This window comes from Streptomyces sp. NPDC041191 (assembly GCF_055591945.1).
The window spans coordinates 78,817-95,042 of the sequence record NZ_JBVIZC010000008.1 but is presented as its reverse complement, the minus strand read 5'-3'; the positions used below and the strand labels follow the sequence as shown (position 1 = coordinate 95,042).

13 protein-coding genes and 1 tRNA gene are annotated in these 16,226 nt (G+C 71.3%); 8 read left to right on the top strand and 6 right to left on the bottom strand.

From position 1 onward, the window contains the following. Positions 1-13: 13 nt before the first annotated feature. Complete coding sequence (gene dcd / locus ACZ6AQ_RS17290; protein WP_388694802.1) at positions 14-589, bottom strand: dCTP deaminase; 576 nt, start codon at positions 587-589, stop codon at positions 14-16. A 415-nt stretch (positions 590-1,004) separates the two neighbouring features. Here dcd and ACZ6AQ_RS17285 point away from each other — a divergent pair. From ACZ6AQ_RS17285 to ACZ6AQ_RS17275, 3 genes are all read left to right on the top strand, one after another. Beyond that, a tRNA-Gly gene (locus ACZ6AQ_RS17285) sits at positions 1,005-1,075 on the top strand. Between the two features lie 336 nt (positions 1,076-1,411). Then, entirely contained in the window at positions 1,412-4,006 is a 2,595-nt protein-coding gene (locus tag ACZ6AQ_RS17280) for a GmrSD restriction endonuclease domain-containing protein (protein ID WP_468760539.1), read from the top strand. A 544-nt stretch (positions 4,007-4,550) separates the two neighbouring features. Next, positions 4,551-6,461 carry a hypothetical protein gene (locus ACZ6AQ_RS17275; RefSeq protein ID WP_468760538.1) on the top strand — a complete coding sequence of 637 codons (1,911 nt, stop codon included), beginning with the start codon at positions 4,551-4,553 and terminating at the stop codon, positions 6,459-6,461. Between the two features lie 49 nt (positions 6,462-6,510). Here ACZ6AQ_RS17275 and ACZ6AQ_RS17270 read toward each other — a convergent pair whose 3' ends face one another. The 4 genes from ACZ6AQ_RS17270 to ACZ6AQ_RS17255 all read right to left on the bottom strand — a co-directional run bounded on the left by ACZ6AQ_RS17270 (position 6,511) and on the right by ACZ6AQ_RS17255 (position 9,449). Next, the gene (locus ACZ6AQ_RS17270; RefSeq protein ID WP_468760537.1) at positions 6,511-6,789 is read right to left on the bottom strand and encodes a hypothetical protein; all 279 of its coding nucleotides are present in this window, start codon (positions 6,787-6,789) and stop codon (positions 6,511-6,513) included. Between the two features lie 97 nt (positions 6,790-6,886). Next, complete coding sequence (locus ACZ6AQ_RS17265) at positions 6,887-7,288, bottom strand: hypothetical protein (protein WP_468760536.1); 402 nt, start codon at positions 7,286-7,288, stop codon at positions 6,887-6,889. A 1,059-nt stretch (positions 7,289-8,347) separates the two neighbouring features. After that, positions 8,348-8,737, bottom strand: coding sequence for a VOC family protein (locus ACZ6AQ_RS17260; RefSeq protein WP_468760535.1), 390 nt, complete (start codon positions 8,735-8,737; stop codon positions 8,348-8,350). A gap of 145 nt (positions 8,738-8,882) precedes the next feature. Further along, positions 8,883-9,449, bottom strand: a complete 567-nt coding sequence (locus ACZ6AQ_RS17255; RefSeq protein ID WP_468760534.1) for a TetR/AcrR family transcriptional regulator — start codon at positions 9,447-9,449, stop codon at positions 8,883-8,885. Between the two features lie 151 nt (positions 9,450-9,600). Here ACZ6AQ_RS17255 and ACZ6AQ_RS17250 point away from each other — a divergent pair, with 151 nt between their 5' ends. The 5 genes from ACZ6AQ_RS17250 to ACZ6AQ_RS17230 all read left to right on the top strand — a co-directional run bounded on the left by ACZ6AQ_RS17250 (position 9,601) and on the right by ACZ6AQ_RS17230 (position 13,623). After that, on the top strand, positions 9,601-11,118 hold the full coding sequence (locus ACZ6AQ_RS17250; RefSeq protein WP_468760533.1) for an MFS transporter: 1,518 nt from the start codon (positions 9,601-9,603) through the stop codon (positions 11,116-11,118). Between the two features lie 66 nt (positions 11,119-11,184). Then, on the top strand, positions 11,185-11,841 hold the full coding sequence (locus tag ACZ6AQ_RS17245; RefSeq protein ID WP_468760532.1) for a CatB-related O-acetyltransferase: 657 nt from the start codon (positions 11,185-11,187) through the stop codon (positions 11,839-11,841). Beyond that, positions 11,838-12,737: a Vgb family protein gene (locus tag ACZ6AQ_RS17240; RefSeq protein ID WP_468760531.1), complete on the top strand. Its 900-nt coding sequence runs from the start codon at positions 11,838-11,840 to the stop codon at positions 12,735-12,737. Before ACZ6AQ_RS17245 ends, ACZ6AQ_RS17240 begins: the two co-directional genes overlap by 4 nt. A gap of 61 nt (positions 12,738-12,798) precedes the next feature. After that, positions 12,799-13,146 carry a YciI family protein gene (locus ACZ6AQ_RS17235; RefSeq protein WP_468760530.1) on the top strand — a complete coding sequence of 116 codons (348 nt, stop codon included), beginning with the start codon at positions 12,799-12,801 and terminating at the stop codon, positions 13,144-13,146. A 255-nt stretch (positions 13,147-13,401) separates the two neighbouring features. Next, complete coding sequence (locus ACZ6AQ_RS17230; RefSeq protein WP_468760529.1) at positions 13,402-13,623, top strand: CarD family transcriptional regulator; 222 nt, start codon at positions 13,402-13,404, stop codon at positions 13,621-13,623. A 389-nt stretch (positions 13,624-14,012) separates the two neighbouring features. Here the strand turns inward: ACZ6AQ_RS17230 and ACZ6AQ_RS17225 are convergent, their stop codons facing one another. Further along, on the bottom strand, positions 14,013-16,208 hold the full coding sequence (locus tag ACZ6AQ_RS17225; protein ID WP_468760528.1) for an FG-GAP-like repeat-containing protein: 2,196 nt from the start codon (positions 16,206-16,208) through the stop codon (positions 14,013-14,015). Between the last annotated feature and the right edge of the window lie 18 nt (positions 16,209-16,226).

Here is a 16,226-nt window from a genome sequence, read left to right as displayed (position 1 = left end):
GACTGCGACCGCCTCACACCTGGGTCCGATGGAAGTTCATGTACGAGCGGGAGGCCGTCGGCCCCCGCTGGCCCTGGTACCGCGAGCCGTACCGCTCGCTCCCGTAGGGGTGCTCGGCGGGCGAGCTGAGCCGGAACATGCACAGCTGCCCGATCTTCATCCCCGGCCAGAGCTTGATGGGGAGGGTGGCGAGGTTCGACAGCTCCAGGGTCACGTGCCCGGAGAAACCGGGGTCGATGAACCCGGCGGTCGAGTGCGTCACCAGGCCCAGCCGCCCCAGGGAGCTCTTCCCCTCCAGGCGGGACGCGAGGTCGTCCGGGAGGGTGATGACCTCGTAGGTGGAGGCCAGGACGAACTCGCCCGGATGCAGGATGAACGCCTCGTCGCCCTCCGGCTCGACCTCGCGCGTCAGGTCGAGCTGCTCGACGGCGGGGTCGATGTGCGGGTAGCGGTGGTTCTCGAACACCCGGAAGAAGCGGTCAAGCCTCACGTCGATGCTCGAGGGCTGCACCATGGATTCGTCGTACGGGTCGATGCGCACCCGCCCGGCATCGATCTCGGCCCGGATGTCCTTGTCTGAGAGAAGCACGCCCCCACGATACGCAGAGGGCGCGGACCTGCCCCAATCGGCAGGACTCCGCGCCCCCGGACGCTCCCCGGCGCCGTCAGCGCCGTTCGAGCTCCACCGGCACCGCGTGCCGCAACCGCGCACAGCGCGGACACCGGATGAGCCGCCCGGGCCCGATCCGCCCGGCTCCGAGCTGCTGGAGCGGGAACGAGGCGGTACTGAACACGTGCCCTTCGGCACAGCGGACGACGGTGCGCTCCATCGGACCCATCAAGTCCCTTCCCCTACACGTGCGGCGAACGAGAAGCCACCCTAGGGGATCGCGGGGCCCGCCTCCGGACGGCGCTCCGCACGCACCCCGGGACCACCGGCTTCGCCTCGTGTGGGGCATGGGGTACAGTGTGCAACGATGCGGCAGGGATCATCCGGCCGTTGCGCGGATGTAGTTTAATGGTAGAACATGAGCTTCCCAAGCTTATAGCGCGGGTTCGATTCCCGTCATCCGCTCGTAGAGACGAAGCCCCAGGTCAGCGACCTGGGGCTTCGTCGTTGTCCGGGGCTCTCCGGGAGTCGTGCGCCGGGGCCGGCCGGGAGCGGTCAGAACTCCAGCACCTCACGACCGAGCGGATACCGCGCACGATGGGGTCCGTCGTACGGCGAGGGCGTGATCGGAAGGACGCTGGTCGGCTGGGTGTCGCGCTTGGGCCGACCAGATTCGGCTGCGATGAGTGCCCTTCCCGACCGGGCCATGGGCGCCGGAGCCGCCCATTACGCTCTTGATGGGGAAACGCCGGAGGTCGCGAGGCCGACAGGCAGGACGTTCACATCGGAGGGGGCCGCTCCTTGCGCGCGCAAGAGATCACCTTTTTGAAGCTTGTCCAGGGAGAAAAGCAATTTCAGGTACCTCTCTACCAGCGGACCTACAGCTGGACGAGGAAGCAGTTGGAACGGCTGTGGGACGACTTGATCGATCTGGTCGAGCAACAACTCGACGGGGCCAGCCCCGCCTCACACTTCCTCGGCTCCGTCGTGCTCGCTCCCGGGCAGCTGCAGGCCGGAGGAATGCAGCGCTGGCTCGTTGTGGACGGGCAGCAAAGGCTCACGACGATCATGCTGGCGTTGACCGCGCTGCGCGATCACATCAGGGATTCGACTGCGGAGGGCTCCGCGCGAACAGCCGACCGTATCCACCGCCAGTACCTCGTCAACGAGTTCCTGGAGGGCGACGAACACTTCCGGCTGCTTCCCACACAGGCTGACCGGGCCTCCTTCGGAGCCTGCATCCACAACAGCCCCCGGTCAGGAGGCGCTGACAACATCGGGGCCGCTTACCGCTTCTTCCGTGGCGTGCTGGCAGACGGACAGGACCAGTACGGCGAGGGATGGACGACCGCGGTGGAGCTAGCCCTACGGGACCTGCTCTCCATCGTGGAGATCACTGCCGAGCGCGGCGACAACGTGTACCGGATCTTCGAGTCGATCAACAACACCGGCGTCGGCCTGAGCCAGAGCGACCTGCTCAGGAACTATGTGTTCATGCTCCTGCCCGGCCGGGGTGAGCGTGTGTATGAGCAGCTCTGGCTGCCCATGCAGCAGCAGCTGGGGCCTAAGAACCTGGAGCTCCTCGTCTGGCTCGACCTCGTCGTGCGCGGTGAGAGCAAGACGAAGCAGACCGACATCTACCGTGTCCAGCAGCAGCGGCTCGAACCGCTGGCTGGGAACGAGGAGGCGCTCGAGAAGGAGATCGGGGAACTAGCCCGGCGCGCCGAGCTGCTGCGGCGGATCCTCGATCCCGCACTGGAGCCGGATGACGAGCTGCGTCGACAGCTTCGTCACCTCGCCAGCTGGGGCGGCCGCATCCACTATCCGATCGCACTTCATCTGCTCGATCTAGTGGACTCCGGGCGCGCAGAGGCCAACGAGGCGACAGAGGCCCTCGGGTACGTCGAAGGATTTCTCGTCCGCCGCATGCTGTGCCAGGCCAGCACCCAGAGCCTGAACCGGCTCTTCATGTCGATGCCGGGTGACATGGAGTCCGACCGGCCGGCCGCCGAGGCGGTGCGACGCTACCTCTCAAGCCGACGCCGCGGCTGGCCCACCGATGCCGAGGTCACCGAAGGGATCCGGAGCAAGCCGTTCTATTGGAACGGGCAGGCGCAACAGCGCGCATACGTCCTACAGCGTCTGGAGGAGAGCTACGGCTCGGCGGAGCCCGTGGACTTCAACCGAGCCAAGCTCACGGTGGAACACGTACTGCCACAGCGGCCGGCCCAGGCATGGCTCGACGTCCTCGCTGAGGATTCGGATGACGGCCAGACGCCTCAGGAACTGCACGACCTGCTGGTGCACACCTTGGGGAACCTGACGCTCTCGGCTGAGAACTCGAAGCTCTCCAACCACCCCTTCCAGCGGAAACAGCAGATCCTGGAGGCGAGTTCGCTCCGGATGAACCAGGAGATCGCTGCAACGCCCCGATGGGGCCGGAAGGAGATCCTGGAACGTGCCGACAACCTGGCGTCGCGTGCCGTCTCCCTGTGGGCCGGCCCAGAGGGAGAGCAACGTGCAGGCAGTGAGGAGTGGGCGGGCTGGGCCGATCTGCGTGCCGCGCTGATCGCCATGCCCACCGGTACCTGGACCACCTACGGGGACATCGCCGAATTGATCGGCAGCCATCCTGTCCCCGTAGGCAACTTCCTCGCCACGAAGGCCGGTGTGCATGGGGCGTACCGGGTCCTCACCGCTGCCGGACGGGTCTCAGGGGCTTTCCGCTGGCCGAACGATGAATACGGCGGCAATCCCCTCACGCTCCTGCACGCGGAAGGAGTACCGTTCGACGCCAGCGGAAAGGCGCGCAGTTCGCACCGCCTGACCGCGGAGGATCTCGCTTCACTCCTGGGCAAGGAGGTGCCCGAGGTCGGAACGTCGAGCAGCACCTCCGAGTCCGCGTCCGCAAGCAGAACGGTCGAGGCTCGTGCTGCTCGCTTCACCGAACTGCTCCGGGCGAACCAGCCGGACGCAGCCGACGCCATCCTGGCCTTCCTTCGGTCGTGGGAAGAGCTCGCCCCCGGCTGCCATCTGGACTACGGCAAGGCGACCGAGACCAGTTGCTTCCTGATGCTGAGCAAGGAGTCCGCGTCCCGCGCCGCTGCCATATGGCCGTTCACCCTCTACCCCGTGTTCGGCACGGTCGAGGTCGTCTTCCAGTACATGCGCTCCAGGCCGCCTTTCGATGACAGCGGGCTGCGCCAGGACTTCATGGCCCGTCTGAATGGCGTTCCGGGGATCGAACTTGCCGAGGCGAAGCTCGAACTGCGCCCGTCGTTCCCCCTTGAGGTGTTGGCGACACGGTCCGAGGACATCGTCAGCATCATGGCCTGGTTCGTTCAGCAGGTCACGGCGTACGAACCACCGGACGGGCACGGGCAAATCGCCCTGTGAGCGCATATGGCTAGTGATCACGAACAGGTCCGGCGAGTGGTCTGCCAGCGGTGGCGGGCGTTTCCACGGTCTTCGGTGCGACGCAGCTCTCTACGCCGCCACCAGTGCTGGGTGGCCCCACTACGCACAGCGGTCCGTGCCTGCAGCCTCTTGTGCCCAAAAGGTCGTGGGGCACGTGCCCCATCCGTGCCCTTCAGGGCGGTGAACAGCGGTCAACGCCGGCATTCCCGGAGCAGCAAGAGGTATCACTGCAGGGCACATTTCCACAGGTCAGGCACCAGATCGCCAGCGTAGCGGCGGTGATTCCCAAGCTTATAGCGCGGGTTCGATTCCCGTCATCCGCTCGTTCACGAAGCCCCAGGTCAACGGCCTGGAGCTTCGTCGTTGTCCAGACCTCCGCGGGCTCGTGTGCCATGCACGCGCCGTAAGGGGCCGTTTCGTTCGGCCGCGAAAGGCGAGCGCCGTCCATGACCGCTCACCGGCGGATGTCCCCGGCCGACAGAGCGCGGCCGTCCGGTACGTCGCGCGTGATCATAATGCGCGGGTGAACAGATCTCCCGTGCCGTTGCCCGCCGAACACATACCGCCCGGCACCGCCGAGTGGCGGACTCCGGACGCCGAGCGGTGGCTCGCTGCCGCGCCCGCCCGGTGGGCGCACCCTCTGTGGGCGCTGCCGGTGCTGGTCGCCTCGCTGGTGTGGGACATCGTGGAGGGTCCCGTCGCCCCCTGCACGTCCGCCGCCCCGTGCGGCACCGACTGGCCGGGCCTCGGGACGGCCGTCGTGTCGCTGCTGACCCTGTACTGGGTGTGGCGGCAGCCGCGGCTCGCGCTCGCGGGGCTCGCGGCCACGCTGACGGGGTTCGCCGTGGAGGACGGCGTCACGTCGGCGCTCGGCGAACCGTCCGCGCTCGCGTTCCTGGCGGCCGCCGCGTTCACCACCGCCGGGCTCATCCATCGGCTGGCCGCCGCCGGGCGGCAGCGGGCGCGGGCCCTGGAGGCGGCCGGGCCGGTCGCACAACCGCTGCCCGCCGCCGCGCGGACGTTCCGCCGGGGCCGGTTCTCCTTCGTCCTGGCCGCCCTGCTGCTGGGCGTCGCCGGGTTCGGCTGCCGGCAGGTGCAGCAGGTCGTCGACGCGTACGAGGAGCGGGCCGCGGGAGCCACGCACCTGTCCGGACGGGTCACGGCCATGGGGCAGGACGACGACGACATCGACATCGTCGAAGTGGAGGCCGACGGGCGTACCCATCGCTTCGAGACGGCCTACCCCGAGGACTTCCCCGTGGGCAGCCGGGTCGACATCGTCGTGGACGGCGACTGGGCGGCGCTGGTGGCGGAGCCGTACGACGCCATCGGCTGGGAGCTGCTGGTGATGGCCGGCTCCGTCGCAGGGCTGGCGTTCCTCGCCAACGGCGTGGACGGACGGAGGCGTTCGCAGCGGCTGCGGCGCGAACCGCTGCCGGTGCTGCGCGTGCTGGTGCGCGAGGGGCACGACGACGGCCGCACCTGGGTGTTCGCGGCCGACGACCCGGAGGGCCTCCGGCCGGTCCTGCACTTCCATTCGCTGTACGCCTTCGAGGAAGAGGAGGAGGACGAGGGCGACGAGGGCGACGGGGAGTACGGGGAGTACGGGGAGAACCGGGACGGCGGCGACGCGGCCGTCGTCGAACTCGACAGGATCACGGCGATTTTCAAGGGCGAGGATCCTCCCCCGCCGCTGCGGGAGGCCGTTCTGTACGGCGTCCCCTACGCCGGCGCCGAAGTCGCCTTCGTCGCGTTCGACGACGAAGGCGACGCCGAGGTGTCGGTGCAGTGCAGTGTCACCGCGGTGAAGCCGGCCGGCCCGGGGTCGACGGAGCGCGGGCAGCGGCGCCATGAGCGGGAGAACCCGCAGCGGCCCTGCGACGAGATCGCCGCCGGCATGACGCCTTCGGCGGGCCCGCGCACGTGGACGGCCCACGGCTTCTCGCGTGCCGTGGGCCTCGGTCTGCTGCTGGTGCAGGGCGGCGGCATCTGGGCCGCGCTCGAGGACAGACCGTCGTGGCACTGGCTGTGGCTCGCCGTGGGTCTGCCGTGGCTGGTGACGGTCGTGGCGACGGCGCTCACCTGGCGGATCACCGCCGACCGTGACGGGCTGTGGGTGACCGGGGCGTGGCGCGTGAGGCGGGTCCCGTGGAACGTGATCACGTCCGTGCACCACTCCGACGACGGCATCCGAGTCGGCCGGGCCGAGGACTCCTCCGTCGAGCTGTCGCCCACCGGCTGGGCATGGCTGGAGCGCCGCCTGGGCCACGAGCCGCACGCGGTGCGCACCGCCGAGGAGCTGCGGGCGCTACTGCTCCGCCCGGAACTACGGCCGCTGGAAGAGGCACCGGCGGGACGGCAGGGCATGCCGGTCGGACCGCCACTCGTGGCACTGTCGGCGCTGTGGGGCGCGGCGGTGCTGTTCCTCCTGTGACCGGGCCGCTTCGGCGTTCCGGGGGACGCGACCGCCTCCCGATCGGCACTCATCGGTCCTGGAGCGCCGGAGCGGCACGTCGGCCCCGGCCCCGAAGCTCACGTCGGCGCACGAACCACCAGACCGCGGGCAGCGGAACGAGCCAGAAGACCATCTGAAGCGGGACGCCGGTGAGGTCGCCCGCGACCTCGCGCGGGCCCCTGAGGCGTACCACCGGCCGCAGGAGCTCCACAGCGCCGAGGACGACGGCGGAACCCGCACAACCGCCGAACACCCCCGCGACCCAGTCCCGAATCCGCCGGAACCAGTGCATGAGCACCGTCGTCACCGCGAAGGCAACCGGGGATGACGGCCGGCCGACGAGGGACAGCAGTGCCCCACCCGGCCCGCACACCGCCCGGCATCCCGCGAGCACCCACCCCGCCTCACGCCACGCGCCCCTTCGGCGGCCCGGCGTCGTCCCGGCCCCCTTCCGTCGTCCCTTCGGCCGCGCCGGGAGCCGACGACCGCGTCTCATCACGCCGTCTCGCCCCACGTGCGAAAGGGAGCCAGAAGACGAGGAGGTAGAGCATCGGGCCGGCGGCACGGCAGAAGCCGATCACCCAGGGCTCCGGCAGTCCGGTCAAGCCGTACACACCGCTGCTCCCCATGCCGATTCCCAGGAGAACGAAACCCACTGTCCAGCAGCGCACCGCCCACTGCGGGCCACGAGTTGCCCACGCGGGGGCCCGATCGGGGTGACGCCACCACTCCCCGGCGATCCACGCCATCAGCGGCCCGAAGAGCAGCAGAGCGCCATCGTCGAACACGTCCCACAGCCAGTCCATGTTCCCCTCCCTTGGTTGTGCCCGGCTCCGAGACGCATGCCACGGGGCTCCTGTCGCCTCGCCCGGCCCCCAGGAAGAGGCCCGACGCCCCCGGCGGTGAAGCCGCAGCCGGCAGGAATGCCGCGAGTAGGCGAACGAGAAGGCATCAGACCGCCTCGGTCCTCCGCGGCCTCGCCTCGGTACGGGACCGAGCCTGCCATCCCCCACCGAGAAACACATTGCCGGGTTCCGGCAGCATGGACGCACGCAGACAGACGGCGCGGCCCCTGATGCGGCCCTCCGCGGCCTTACCAAGGTCGGCCCTCACGCCGGAGTCCGCTGTACCGGCGTCAACCTCGACACGGCCGGCCACACGGACGCGCTGTGCCCTCCTGCTGATCCGCGCCACCGCGCCCCTCAACGCGCCGCCCCGCACAACCGGCACCTCACCCGGCATCGCGCTCGCCCGCACGGCAGTCGGCGGTGTACTGGCCGTCGCCGGGTGCCTGGCTCCGGGTCTCACCACCCGTACGCGTCCGCGCCGCCCGGTCGTGGCCCCGCGCGAAGGCCCCTGATCCCATGCCCGCGACATCACCCCGGACCGGCCGCGCGCGACGTGAGGCCCTCTCGCTCACCGCCTGGTGGGCCGTGCTCACCCGGGCCCTCTGGCTCCTGGGACACGCGAGGGACCACCCGGTCGGCCTGGCGCCGAGTGCTGCGGCCGCCGCCCTCTTCACCGCCGTCGGCGAAGCCGGCGACTGGGCCCGACGACGCTGGAAAGCCGGGCGTCTCCCTCCGGAGGGGGGCCCACCTCCACCGGGCCCTGACCGGAGCCGTGCCATGACGTGCCGGTAGGAACGGTGAACAGCGGTCACCAGAGGCTTCGACGAGTCGACCACCGCGAGGCCGCTCATCACCTTTCTCGCAGGTCGGACGGTGCGCGCCCGCCCGAGTGCCGAGTGCCGCGTGATTCCCAAGCTTGCGGCGCGGGTCCGGACCCCGTCACCCGTTCTCGCCGGGGCACGAGCAGCGGTCGGGGGCCGCACCCCGTGCCGGGAGTGCGGCCCTCGGCGCATGCGGTTACGGGGTCCAGCCGCCGTACGGCACGGTGATGAGTTCCATGGCGTGGCCCGCCGGGTCCATGAAGTACACGCCGCGGCCACCGTCGTTGTGGTTGATCGCGCCGGGCTGCTTCCGCTGGGGGTCGGCGTAGTGCTCGATGCCGCGCTGTGCGATCCGCGCGTACGCCGCGTCGAACTCCTCCTCGGAGATCAGGAAGGCGTAGTGCTGGGGGGTGATGCTGTCCGCCGGGACGGTGGCGAAGTCCAGCGTGACGCCGTTGCCCAGGGCGATCGCGATGAACGGGCCCCACTCGGCGGTGATTTCGAGGTTGAGAAGGTTCGCGAAGAATTCCGCGGACTCCCGGTTGTCCCGGGCGTGGACGATCGTGTGGTTCAAGTCGACTGACAAGGAATGCCTCCGAGGGCATGTCCCGACACCTCCATGCCTCACCCAGCCGGTGACCGACACGCGATGTCGCCGCAGACCATAGCCCCGCCCGTCCGGTGAAGCAAGGGGAGTTGGCGGGGCCGCAGCCGCGCCGACGGGGGCGGGGTCACAGCAAGCGGTCGACCAGCCCGTCGACGTAGTCCGGGGTGAGCGGGCCCATGCCGAACAGGACGCGGATGTACATCGGGGCCAGGACGTGGTCCAGCACGTCGAGCACGTCGGGTGCCTCCTCGCCGCGTTCGCGGGCGCGGTCGAGCACCGACCGCAGTTGCCGGGTGCGTGCGGCGCGGAGTTCCTCGGCCGCCCGCGCTCCCCGCTCGCCCCTGCCGGACAGGGCGACGGCCAGGTGCAGTAGCGCGGGGCCGTCGGGTCCGGTGATCTCGCGGGCCACTTGGGCCGCGTACGTGCGCAGGTCGCCGGCGAGGCTCCCGGTGTCGGGCATCGGCGACCGCGCGTCGAGGCGAGTGAGCGCCACGTCGGCGAGCAGGGCCTCCAGGTTGCCCCACCGGCGGTAGACGCTGCTGTCGGCCACGCCCGCGCGGGCCGCGACCTCGCCGACGGTGAAGTTGCCGTAACCGCGTTCGCCGATCAGGTCGGTGACGGCCTGGTGCACCTGGGTGCCGACGCGGGCGCTGCGCCCGCCGGGGCGCCGGGTTTGCTGTCGCTCGTTCACCCCACCACCTTAACGCAGTTACCACTTGCGTTTACGGAGCACCCTTCCCTACAGTCGCTTAACGCAGCCACCGGCTGCTTTAGGTTGCTCGGTCGCACCACCGCCCGCGTCGCACCGGCCGGGTCCGACCAACGATCGAAGGAGGAGCCCGATGACGGCACCGCACACGGCCTCAGCCGGCCGGTCCAACCGGGCCGTGCTGCTCGCGGTGACCTGCCTGGGCCAGTTCATGGTCCTGCTCGACAACACGATCGTCGGAGCGGCGCTGCCCGACATGCGGCAGCGGCTGCACACGGAGTTGACCGGCCTGCAGTGGATCGTCGACGCGTACGTCCTGCTGGTCGCCATGCTGCTGCTGTCCGGCGGCGTCTTCGCCGACCGGTTCGGCCGCAAGCGGGTGTACCTGACCGGCGTGGCGGTGTTCACCGCCGCGTCGGTGCTGTGCAGCCTCGCGCCCTCGCTCGGCTGGCTGCTCCTCGGCCGGGCGCTGCAGGGCGTCGGGGCGGCGGCGCTGAGTCCTGCCTCGCTGGCCCTGCTCGCCGCCGCCCATCCCGCACCGCGGGAACGCGTCAGGGCGATCGGGCTGTGGGCCGGGCTCAGCGGAATCGGCCTGGCCGCCGGCCCCGTGGCCGGCGGCGTGCTGACGGACGCCTTCGGCTGGCCCGCGATCTTCCTGGTCAACCTGCCCGTCGGCGTGGTCCTGCTGCTGGTCGGCCGGCGCCACCTCGACGAGTCCCGCAACCCGGGCGCCCCCGCGATCGACATCCCGGGCACGGTGCTGTCCGTCCTCGGCGTGGGCGTGCTCACCTACGGGCTGATCGAGGGCGGTGCCCTCGGCTGGACGTCGCCGGTGATCCTGGGGAGCTTCGCCGCCGCGGTGATCCTCCTCGCCGCCTTCGTCGCCGTCGAAGCGCGTCGTTCCGCACCGATGCTGCCGCTGCGGCTGTTCCGGCAGCGGCTGTTCACCGTGTCCCACACCGCCATGACCGTGGTCGGGTTCGCGCTCATGGGCTCGTCGTTCTTCTTCTCCCAGTTCTTCGTGTACGTCCAGGGCAGCTCGGTCCTGCGCGCCGGACTGCAGACCCTGCCGCTCTCCCTCGCCATGGTGGTCGTCAGCCCGTACGCGGGCCGGCTCGCCGCCCGGTACGGGTTCCGAGGCGTGGTCACCACCGGCCTGGCCCTGGCCGGCCTGGGCCTCCTCGCGCTGGGCGCGGTGCACGCCGACACCGGGTACGGGAACGTGTGGTGGCGGCTGGGCCTCGCCGGCACCGGCTTCGCCCTCACCCTGTCCCCCCTGACGGGAGCCGCCGTCCAAGCAGTCGGCCCGCAGGAGGGCGGCCTCGCCTCCGGCATCAGCAGCACCACCCGGCAGATCGGCGCGGTGCTCGGCGTGGCGGTGCTCGGAGCCGTCGTCCGCGCCCGCCAGTCCGGCGGCGCCTCCTTCGAGACCGGCCTCGACAGCGCCTTCCTCGTGGCCGGCACCGTCACCCTGGTCACCGCCGTGTTCACCGGCCTGGGGCCGGCGAGGTCCACGCCCGCGGAGTCCGAGCCCGTGGAAGACCCCGCGGCCCCGCGCCGTACCACCGGGCCAGGTGCGACCACCGCTTCGGACAGGGCGTCCGCCGACAGTCCGGGCCGGGCCACGGCACCCGTCGACAGCCCGAGTTGAACCAAAGCCGCCCCCCGGCCCGTTTCCGCCGCACCCCGGTCACCCCCCTCCCCGAGGAGAATCGCCTTGTCGCCCGATCCGACCACCCTTCACCCGCTGCCCGCGCACGAACGCGTGGTGTTCCTCAAGCCGCTGGTCACCTCGCCGAACATCATCGTGGGCGAGTACACGTACTACGACGATCCGGACGGCGCCACGGAGTTCGAGCACCGCAACGTCCTGTACGCCTACGGCCCCGAGCGCCTGGTCATCGGCAGGTACTGCGCGATCGCCGCGGGAACCGCCTTCCTGATGGCCGGCGCCGCGCACCCCGCCATGGGAGTGTCGACGTACCCGTTCACCATGTTCGGCGGCCGGTGGGCCGAGGAGACCCTGGACATCATCACGTCCATGCCCAGCCGTGGCGACACGGTCGTCGGCAACGACGTCTGGTTCGGCTACCGGGCGACCGTCATGCCCGGCGTGCGGATCGGGGACGGCGCGATCATCGCGGCCGGCGCCGTGGTCACCGCCGACGTCCCGCCCTACACGATCGTCGGCGGCAACCCCGCCGGGCCGATCCGGCGACGCTACGACGACGCCGACGTCGAACGGCTGCGGCGCGCCGCCTGGTGGGACTGGCCCGCCGACCTGGTCACCGCACACGCCCGCACCCTCATGGCCGGAACCCCGGCCGACATCGAACGCATCGCCGCCGAACACGACCTGGAGAAGCCCCTGTGACCCCTGTGACCATCGAAGAGCACCCGGTGGCCGACGGCGCGGCCGGACCCTACGCCCTCACCACGGGCCCGGACGGCGCGCTGTGGTTCACCCTCGTCCACGGCGGCCGGATCGGCCGGCTCGTCCCCGGCGAGAAGCCGACGAGCCACCGGCTCGACCCCGGCTGCGGGCCGACCGTCATCACCCCGGGCCCCGACGGGGCGCTGTGGTTCACCGAGTACCGGGCGGACCGGATCGGGCGGATCACCACCGCCGGCGTCATCGACGAGTTCGACGTGCCCACCCCCGGCTGCGGGCCGTTCGGCATCGCGGCGGGACCCGACGGAGCCCTGTGGTTCACCGAGACCGCCGCCGACCGCATCGGCCGCATCACCGTCGACGGCGAGGTCACCGGGTTCCCGCTCCCCGTCACCGGCGCGTTCCCCTCCATGATCACCGCCGGCGGCGACGGCGGGATGTGGTTCACCCTCAACCAGGCCAACGCCGTCGGCCGGATCGGCATGGACGGCGCGGTCGCCCTCCATCCCCTCCCGACCGAGGCGGCAGCACCGGTAGGGATCGCCGCCGGCCACGACGGGGCCCTGTGGTTCGTCGAGATCGCCGCCGGGCAGATCGGCCGGATCACCCCTGACGGGCGGATCACCGAGTTCCCGCTGCCCGACCGCACCGCCCGGCCGCACGCCGTAACCGTCGACGGCCACGGCACCGCGTGGTTCACCGAATGGGGCGGCAACCGCGTCGGTGCCCTCACCCCCGACGGCTCCGTCACCACGTACGACCTGCCCACCCCCCGCTCCGAACCGCACGGCATCGCCGTCGGTCCCGACGGCGCCCTGTGGACCGCGCTCGAGACCGGCGCGCTCGCCCGCCTCACCCCGCCGGACGGCACCGCCTGAACGGCCCCCGCCCCGCACCGCCGACAGTGGTCGCCCGTACGGCGACCGGAGAGGAACCTTCGTGAAGTACGCACTCGTGATCTTCGAGACGGACGAATCCCGCCGCCGGATCCAGGCCGACCGGGCCGCCTACCGCAAGGAGTACGAGGACTGGATCGGCGGCCTCGCCGCGGCCGGGAAGCTGGTCGGCGGCGAGGCCCTGGAGACCGGGCACACCGCCCCGGCGACGGTGCGCACCCCGGCCGACGGGACACCGGTGGTGACCGACGGGCCCGCGCACACCGGCGAGGAGACCCTCGGCGGCTGGTTCGTCGTCGACGTCACCGACCGGGCGGAAGCCGTCGAACTGGCCAAGAGCCTTCCCACCCCGGAGACCGTCGAGATCCGCCCTGTCCTCGAATCCGCCTGAACGGCACGACTCCGGAGCACCGAGCCGGAACGGTCCGCCCGCAGACCGTTCCGGCAGGTCGAACGCCCTTCGCGTGTCCACGTGCCAGGGGATTCCCGCGCTTGCGGCACGGGCTCGGCTCCCGTCCTCCGCTCCCCGGCGAAGTCCCGGGCCGACGCCCTGGGGCCGGTGCTCTCCGGTGAGACCCTTCTCCGCCACCGTGCGCTGCGGACGCGAACGGCCGTGGCGGATACGCGTGGGCGCATACTGGTGGCGATGACAAAGCCCAGTGCACCGAAGCGCTTCCTGCCCACCAGTCCCTTCAAAGCCCCGGTCACGCTGCCTCCCCAGCAGTTCGCCGTGGGCGACCAGGTCACACACGACGTGCACGGTCTCGGCCGGGTCACCGGTATCGAGAACGGGACAGCGGCGGTCGTGGATTTCGGCTCGGTGCAAGAGCGGATCGTGAGTCCGTACGCCAAGATGACCAAGCTGTAGGGCCGCCGTGCCCGGTCACAGCCGACCAGGTCCGTGCATGGACCCACAAGGAAGAGGACCCCTGCCATCGACCTGACCTCGCCGTTCTCCGCTCCGGAAGAAGCGTCCCCCCGCGCCGCCGCGACATCACCGCGCCCCACCACGAGCCCCTTCCGGGCGCCCGACTTCGGGGAGGACGAGCGGGGTGGCGATGACTCCCCAGGTCATGGCGCGGGTTCGGTTCCCGTCGTCCGCTCGTGAACGAAGCCCCGGGTCCGCGACCCGGGGCTTCGTCGTCGTCGTCCGCGCCGTGAAGCCGGTGGCGACGCGCACGAAGGGGAGGGACCGCGCCCGCGCGGGGAGAGGGGCCGCGTGGTGCGGCAGCCCCTCTTCCCGCGCGTGCGGCGGGGTCAGAACACGAGGTCCGTCGTGTTCGCGGCCACCTGCTCCAGGTACATGGCCTCGCCGGCCTGGAACGGAGCCTTCCAGTCGCCGGTGCTCCTGTACAGCCTCGGCGCCTGGTAGGCCGCGTGGAGGGCCATGAGGTCGGGGCGACCGTCACCGTCCGCGTCACCGGCGGCGATCAGCGGACGGAACGGGTTCCAGCCGCCGCCGAGCTTCGTGCGGGGCGCGAGCGTGCCGTCGCCCTTGCCCAGGTAGAGCCAGAGGACGCCGTCCTTGTCACGGGCGACGAGGTCACCGGCGGCGGCGCCCGCGATGTCGCCGACGGCCGTGACGTCGTTGTAGGCCCCCCAGCCGGTGCCGATCTTCTTGCGGGGCAGGAACGGCTTCGTGGCGCTGCCGGTGCCGGGGTAGAGCCAGAGCCCGCCGGTCTCGTCGGTGGCGAGCGCGTCCACACGGCCGTCGCCGGTCAGGTCGCTGCCGGACGTGATCCTGTCGTAGACCTGCCAGCCACCACCGACCTGGATCCGGGATGCGAAGCCCCCGGCGCCGTTGCCCGGGTACAGCCAGAGCACGCCGGACTTGTCGCGGGCCAGGAGGTCCCCGACCGGCGTACCACCCAGGTCGCCGGCGGCTTCGAGACGGTCGTAGACGTTCCAGCCCGAGCCGAGGAGGGCCCGGGGTCCGCTCTCGTGGATCCCGCGCCGTTCGTCGATCGGACGGTAGAAGAGGTCGTTGCGCCACAGGCGGCCGGCGGAGTCCCGGCTGAGCAGGTCGGGGCTGCCGTTGTCGTTGAAGTCGTGCGGCTGCGCCTTGCGGACGACCTCGAACGCGCCCTTGGCGGTGACGGCCGGGCCGATGCCGTTGTCCGGCTCGGCGGTCATCTCCCAGACGTAGTCGCCGTTGGGGACGTCCTCGTCCCGGTTGCTGTCGACCCAGGCGAACACCGGCGCGTCGGTCGTGGGCTGCCAGGACAGGGTGTGGGTCTTCCCGGTCCGCACGTGGCGGACGGTGAGCTTCGGGTTCCGCACCTCGCGGGAGAGCGTCCACCTGAAGACGAACCCGTCGGTCCGGTCGAGGTCGAGGACCGCAGGGGGCACCGTGGAGGCCGTGGCGACGACCTCGGTGGGCCTGCCGGTCATCGCGACCGGTTCGGCCTTCAGGGTGCCGTCGTCCGTGGCCGCGATCCGGTACACGCCCTCGCCCCTGCCGACGAGGCCGCCGCGCGCGTACAGGCTCCCGTCGGGAGCGGACGTGAACTCGTAGGCGTGGTCGAGCACCTTCACCGTCGCCCTGGTGGTGACGTTATGGGCGGTGATGGCGTGGTGGACGCTCGGCTGGGAGAAGCCCATGCCGCCCTTCTGCCCGTACAGCACCCAGTCGCCGACCAGGCCGACCTGGAGGTTGCCGAGCGACGGCACCGGGGACACCGGGGCCTCCTGCACGGCGCCGGTGGCCCGGTCCGCGACGAAGACCCGGGGGCCCTGGTCCGTCGCCGAGCCGCTGGACCAGGCGGTGTGGGTCGCGGAGACCGCCGACGTGACGGTCCCGGGGGCGCCGGGGGTGAAGACGCCGGTGGCGAGGTCGAGGAGGCCCCACGCGCCCAGCCCCTTCTGCGTGAAGGCGACCTTGGCGTGGGCGGGGGTGGCGGGCGTGACCATCACGGAGGCCGCGTCGGCGGGGAGACCCGTGACCGTCACCGTCGCGGCCTCGTCGACGTGCTTGCGGAGCACCGTGCCCGCCTCGGTCGCGACGGTCGTGAAGACGGCGTCGGCCGCCGCGCCCGCCCACTTCGCGTCGCCCGGCAGGGATCCGACGGGGACCTCCAGGGATCCGTTGGTCGCCAGGTTCCGCTGCGTGATCTTGTACGAGCCCCTGAAGACCAGGAAGTCGGTCGTCGGCGTCGACCGCAGATACACGGCGCCGCCGTACCCCTGCCCGGATCCGTCCGAGTAGCGCCGGAAGGTCGTTCCGGTGTCGGAGGTCGTCAGGAAGCCGGTCACGCCGGCCCCGGCGAGCCTGCTGCCCTCGGGGTACGCGATCGGGTCCGCGGCCGCCGCCGCGTCCGCCGCGAGCACTCCGCCCACAACCGGGGCGGCGTACGCGGGAACGGTCGGGGCGGTCGCCCCGAGCGTGACGGCGAGAACGGTGGTGACGGCACCGGCGAGCCGCCTCCGCGTCGAACGAACCAAAGGCACGGGCATTCCTCCCCAGAACTTCAG

What these genes read in the sequence shown, in the direction of transcription:
- ACZ6AQ_RS17265 (WP_468760536.1), bottom strand. Translation starts at nt 7,288, where the DNA reads ATGGACTGGCTGTGGGACGTGTTCGACGATGGCGCTCTGCTGCTCTTC.
- ACZ6AQ_RS17250 (WP_468760533.1), top strand. Translation starts at nt 9,601, where the DNA reads ATGACGGCACCGCACACGGCCTCAGCCGGCCGGTCCAACCGGGCCGTG.
- ACZ6AQ_RS17230 (WP_468760529.1), top strand. Translation starts at nt 13,402, where the DNA reads ATGACAAAGCCCAGTGCACCGAAGCGCTTCCTGCCCACCAGTCCCTTC.
- ACZ6AQ_RS17225 (WP_468760528.1), bottom strand. Translation starts at nt 16,208, where the DNA reads ATGCCCGTGCCTTTGGTTCGTTCGACGCGGAGGCGGCTCGCCGGTGCC.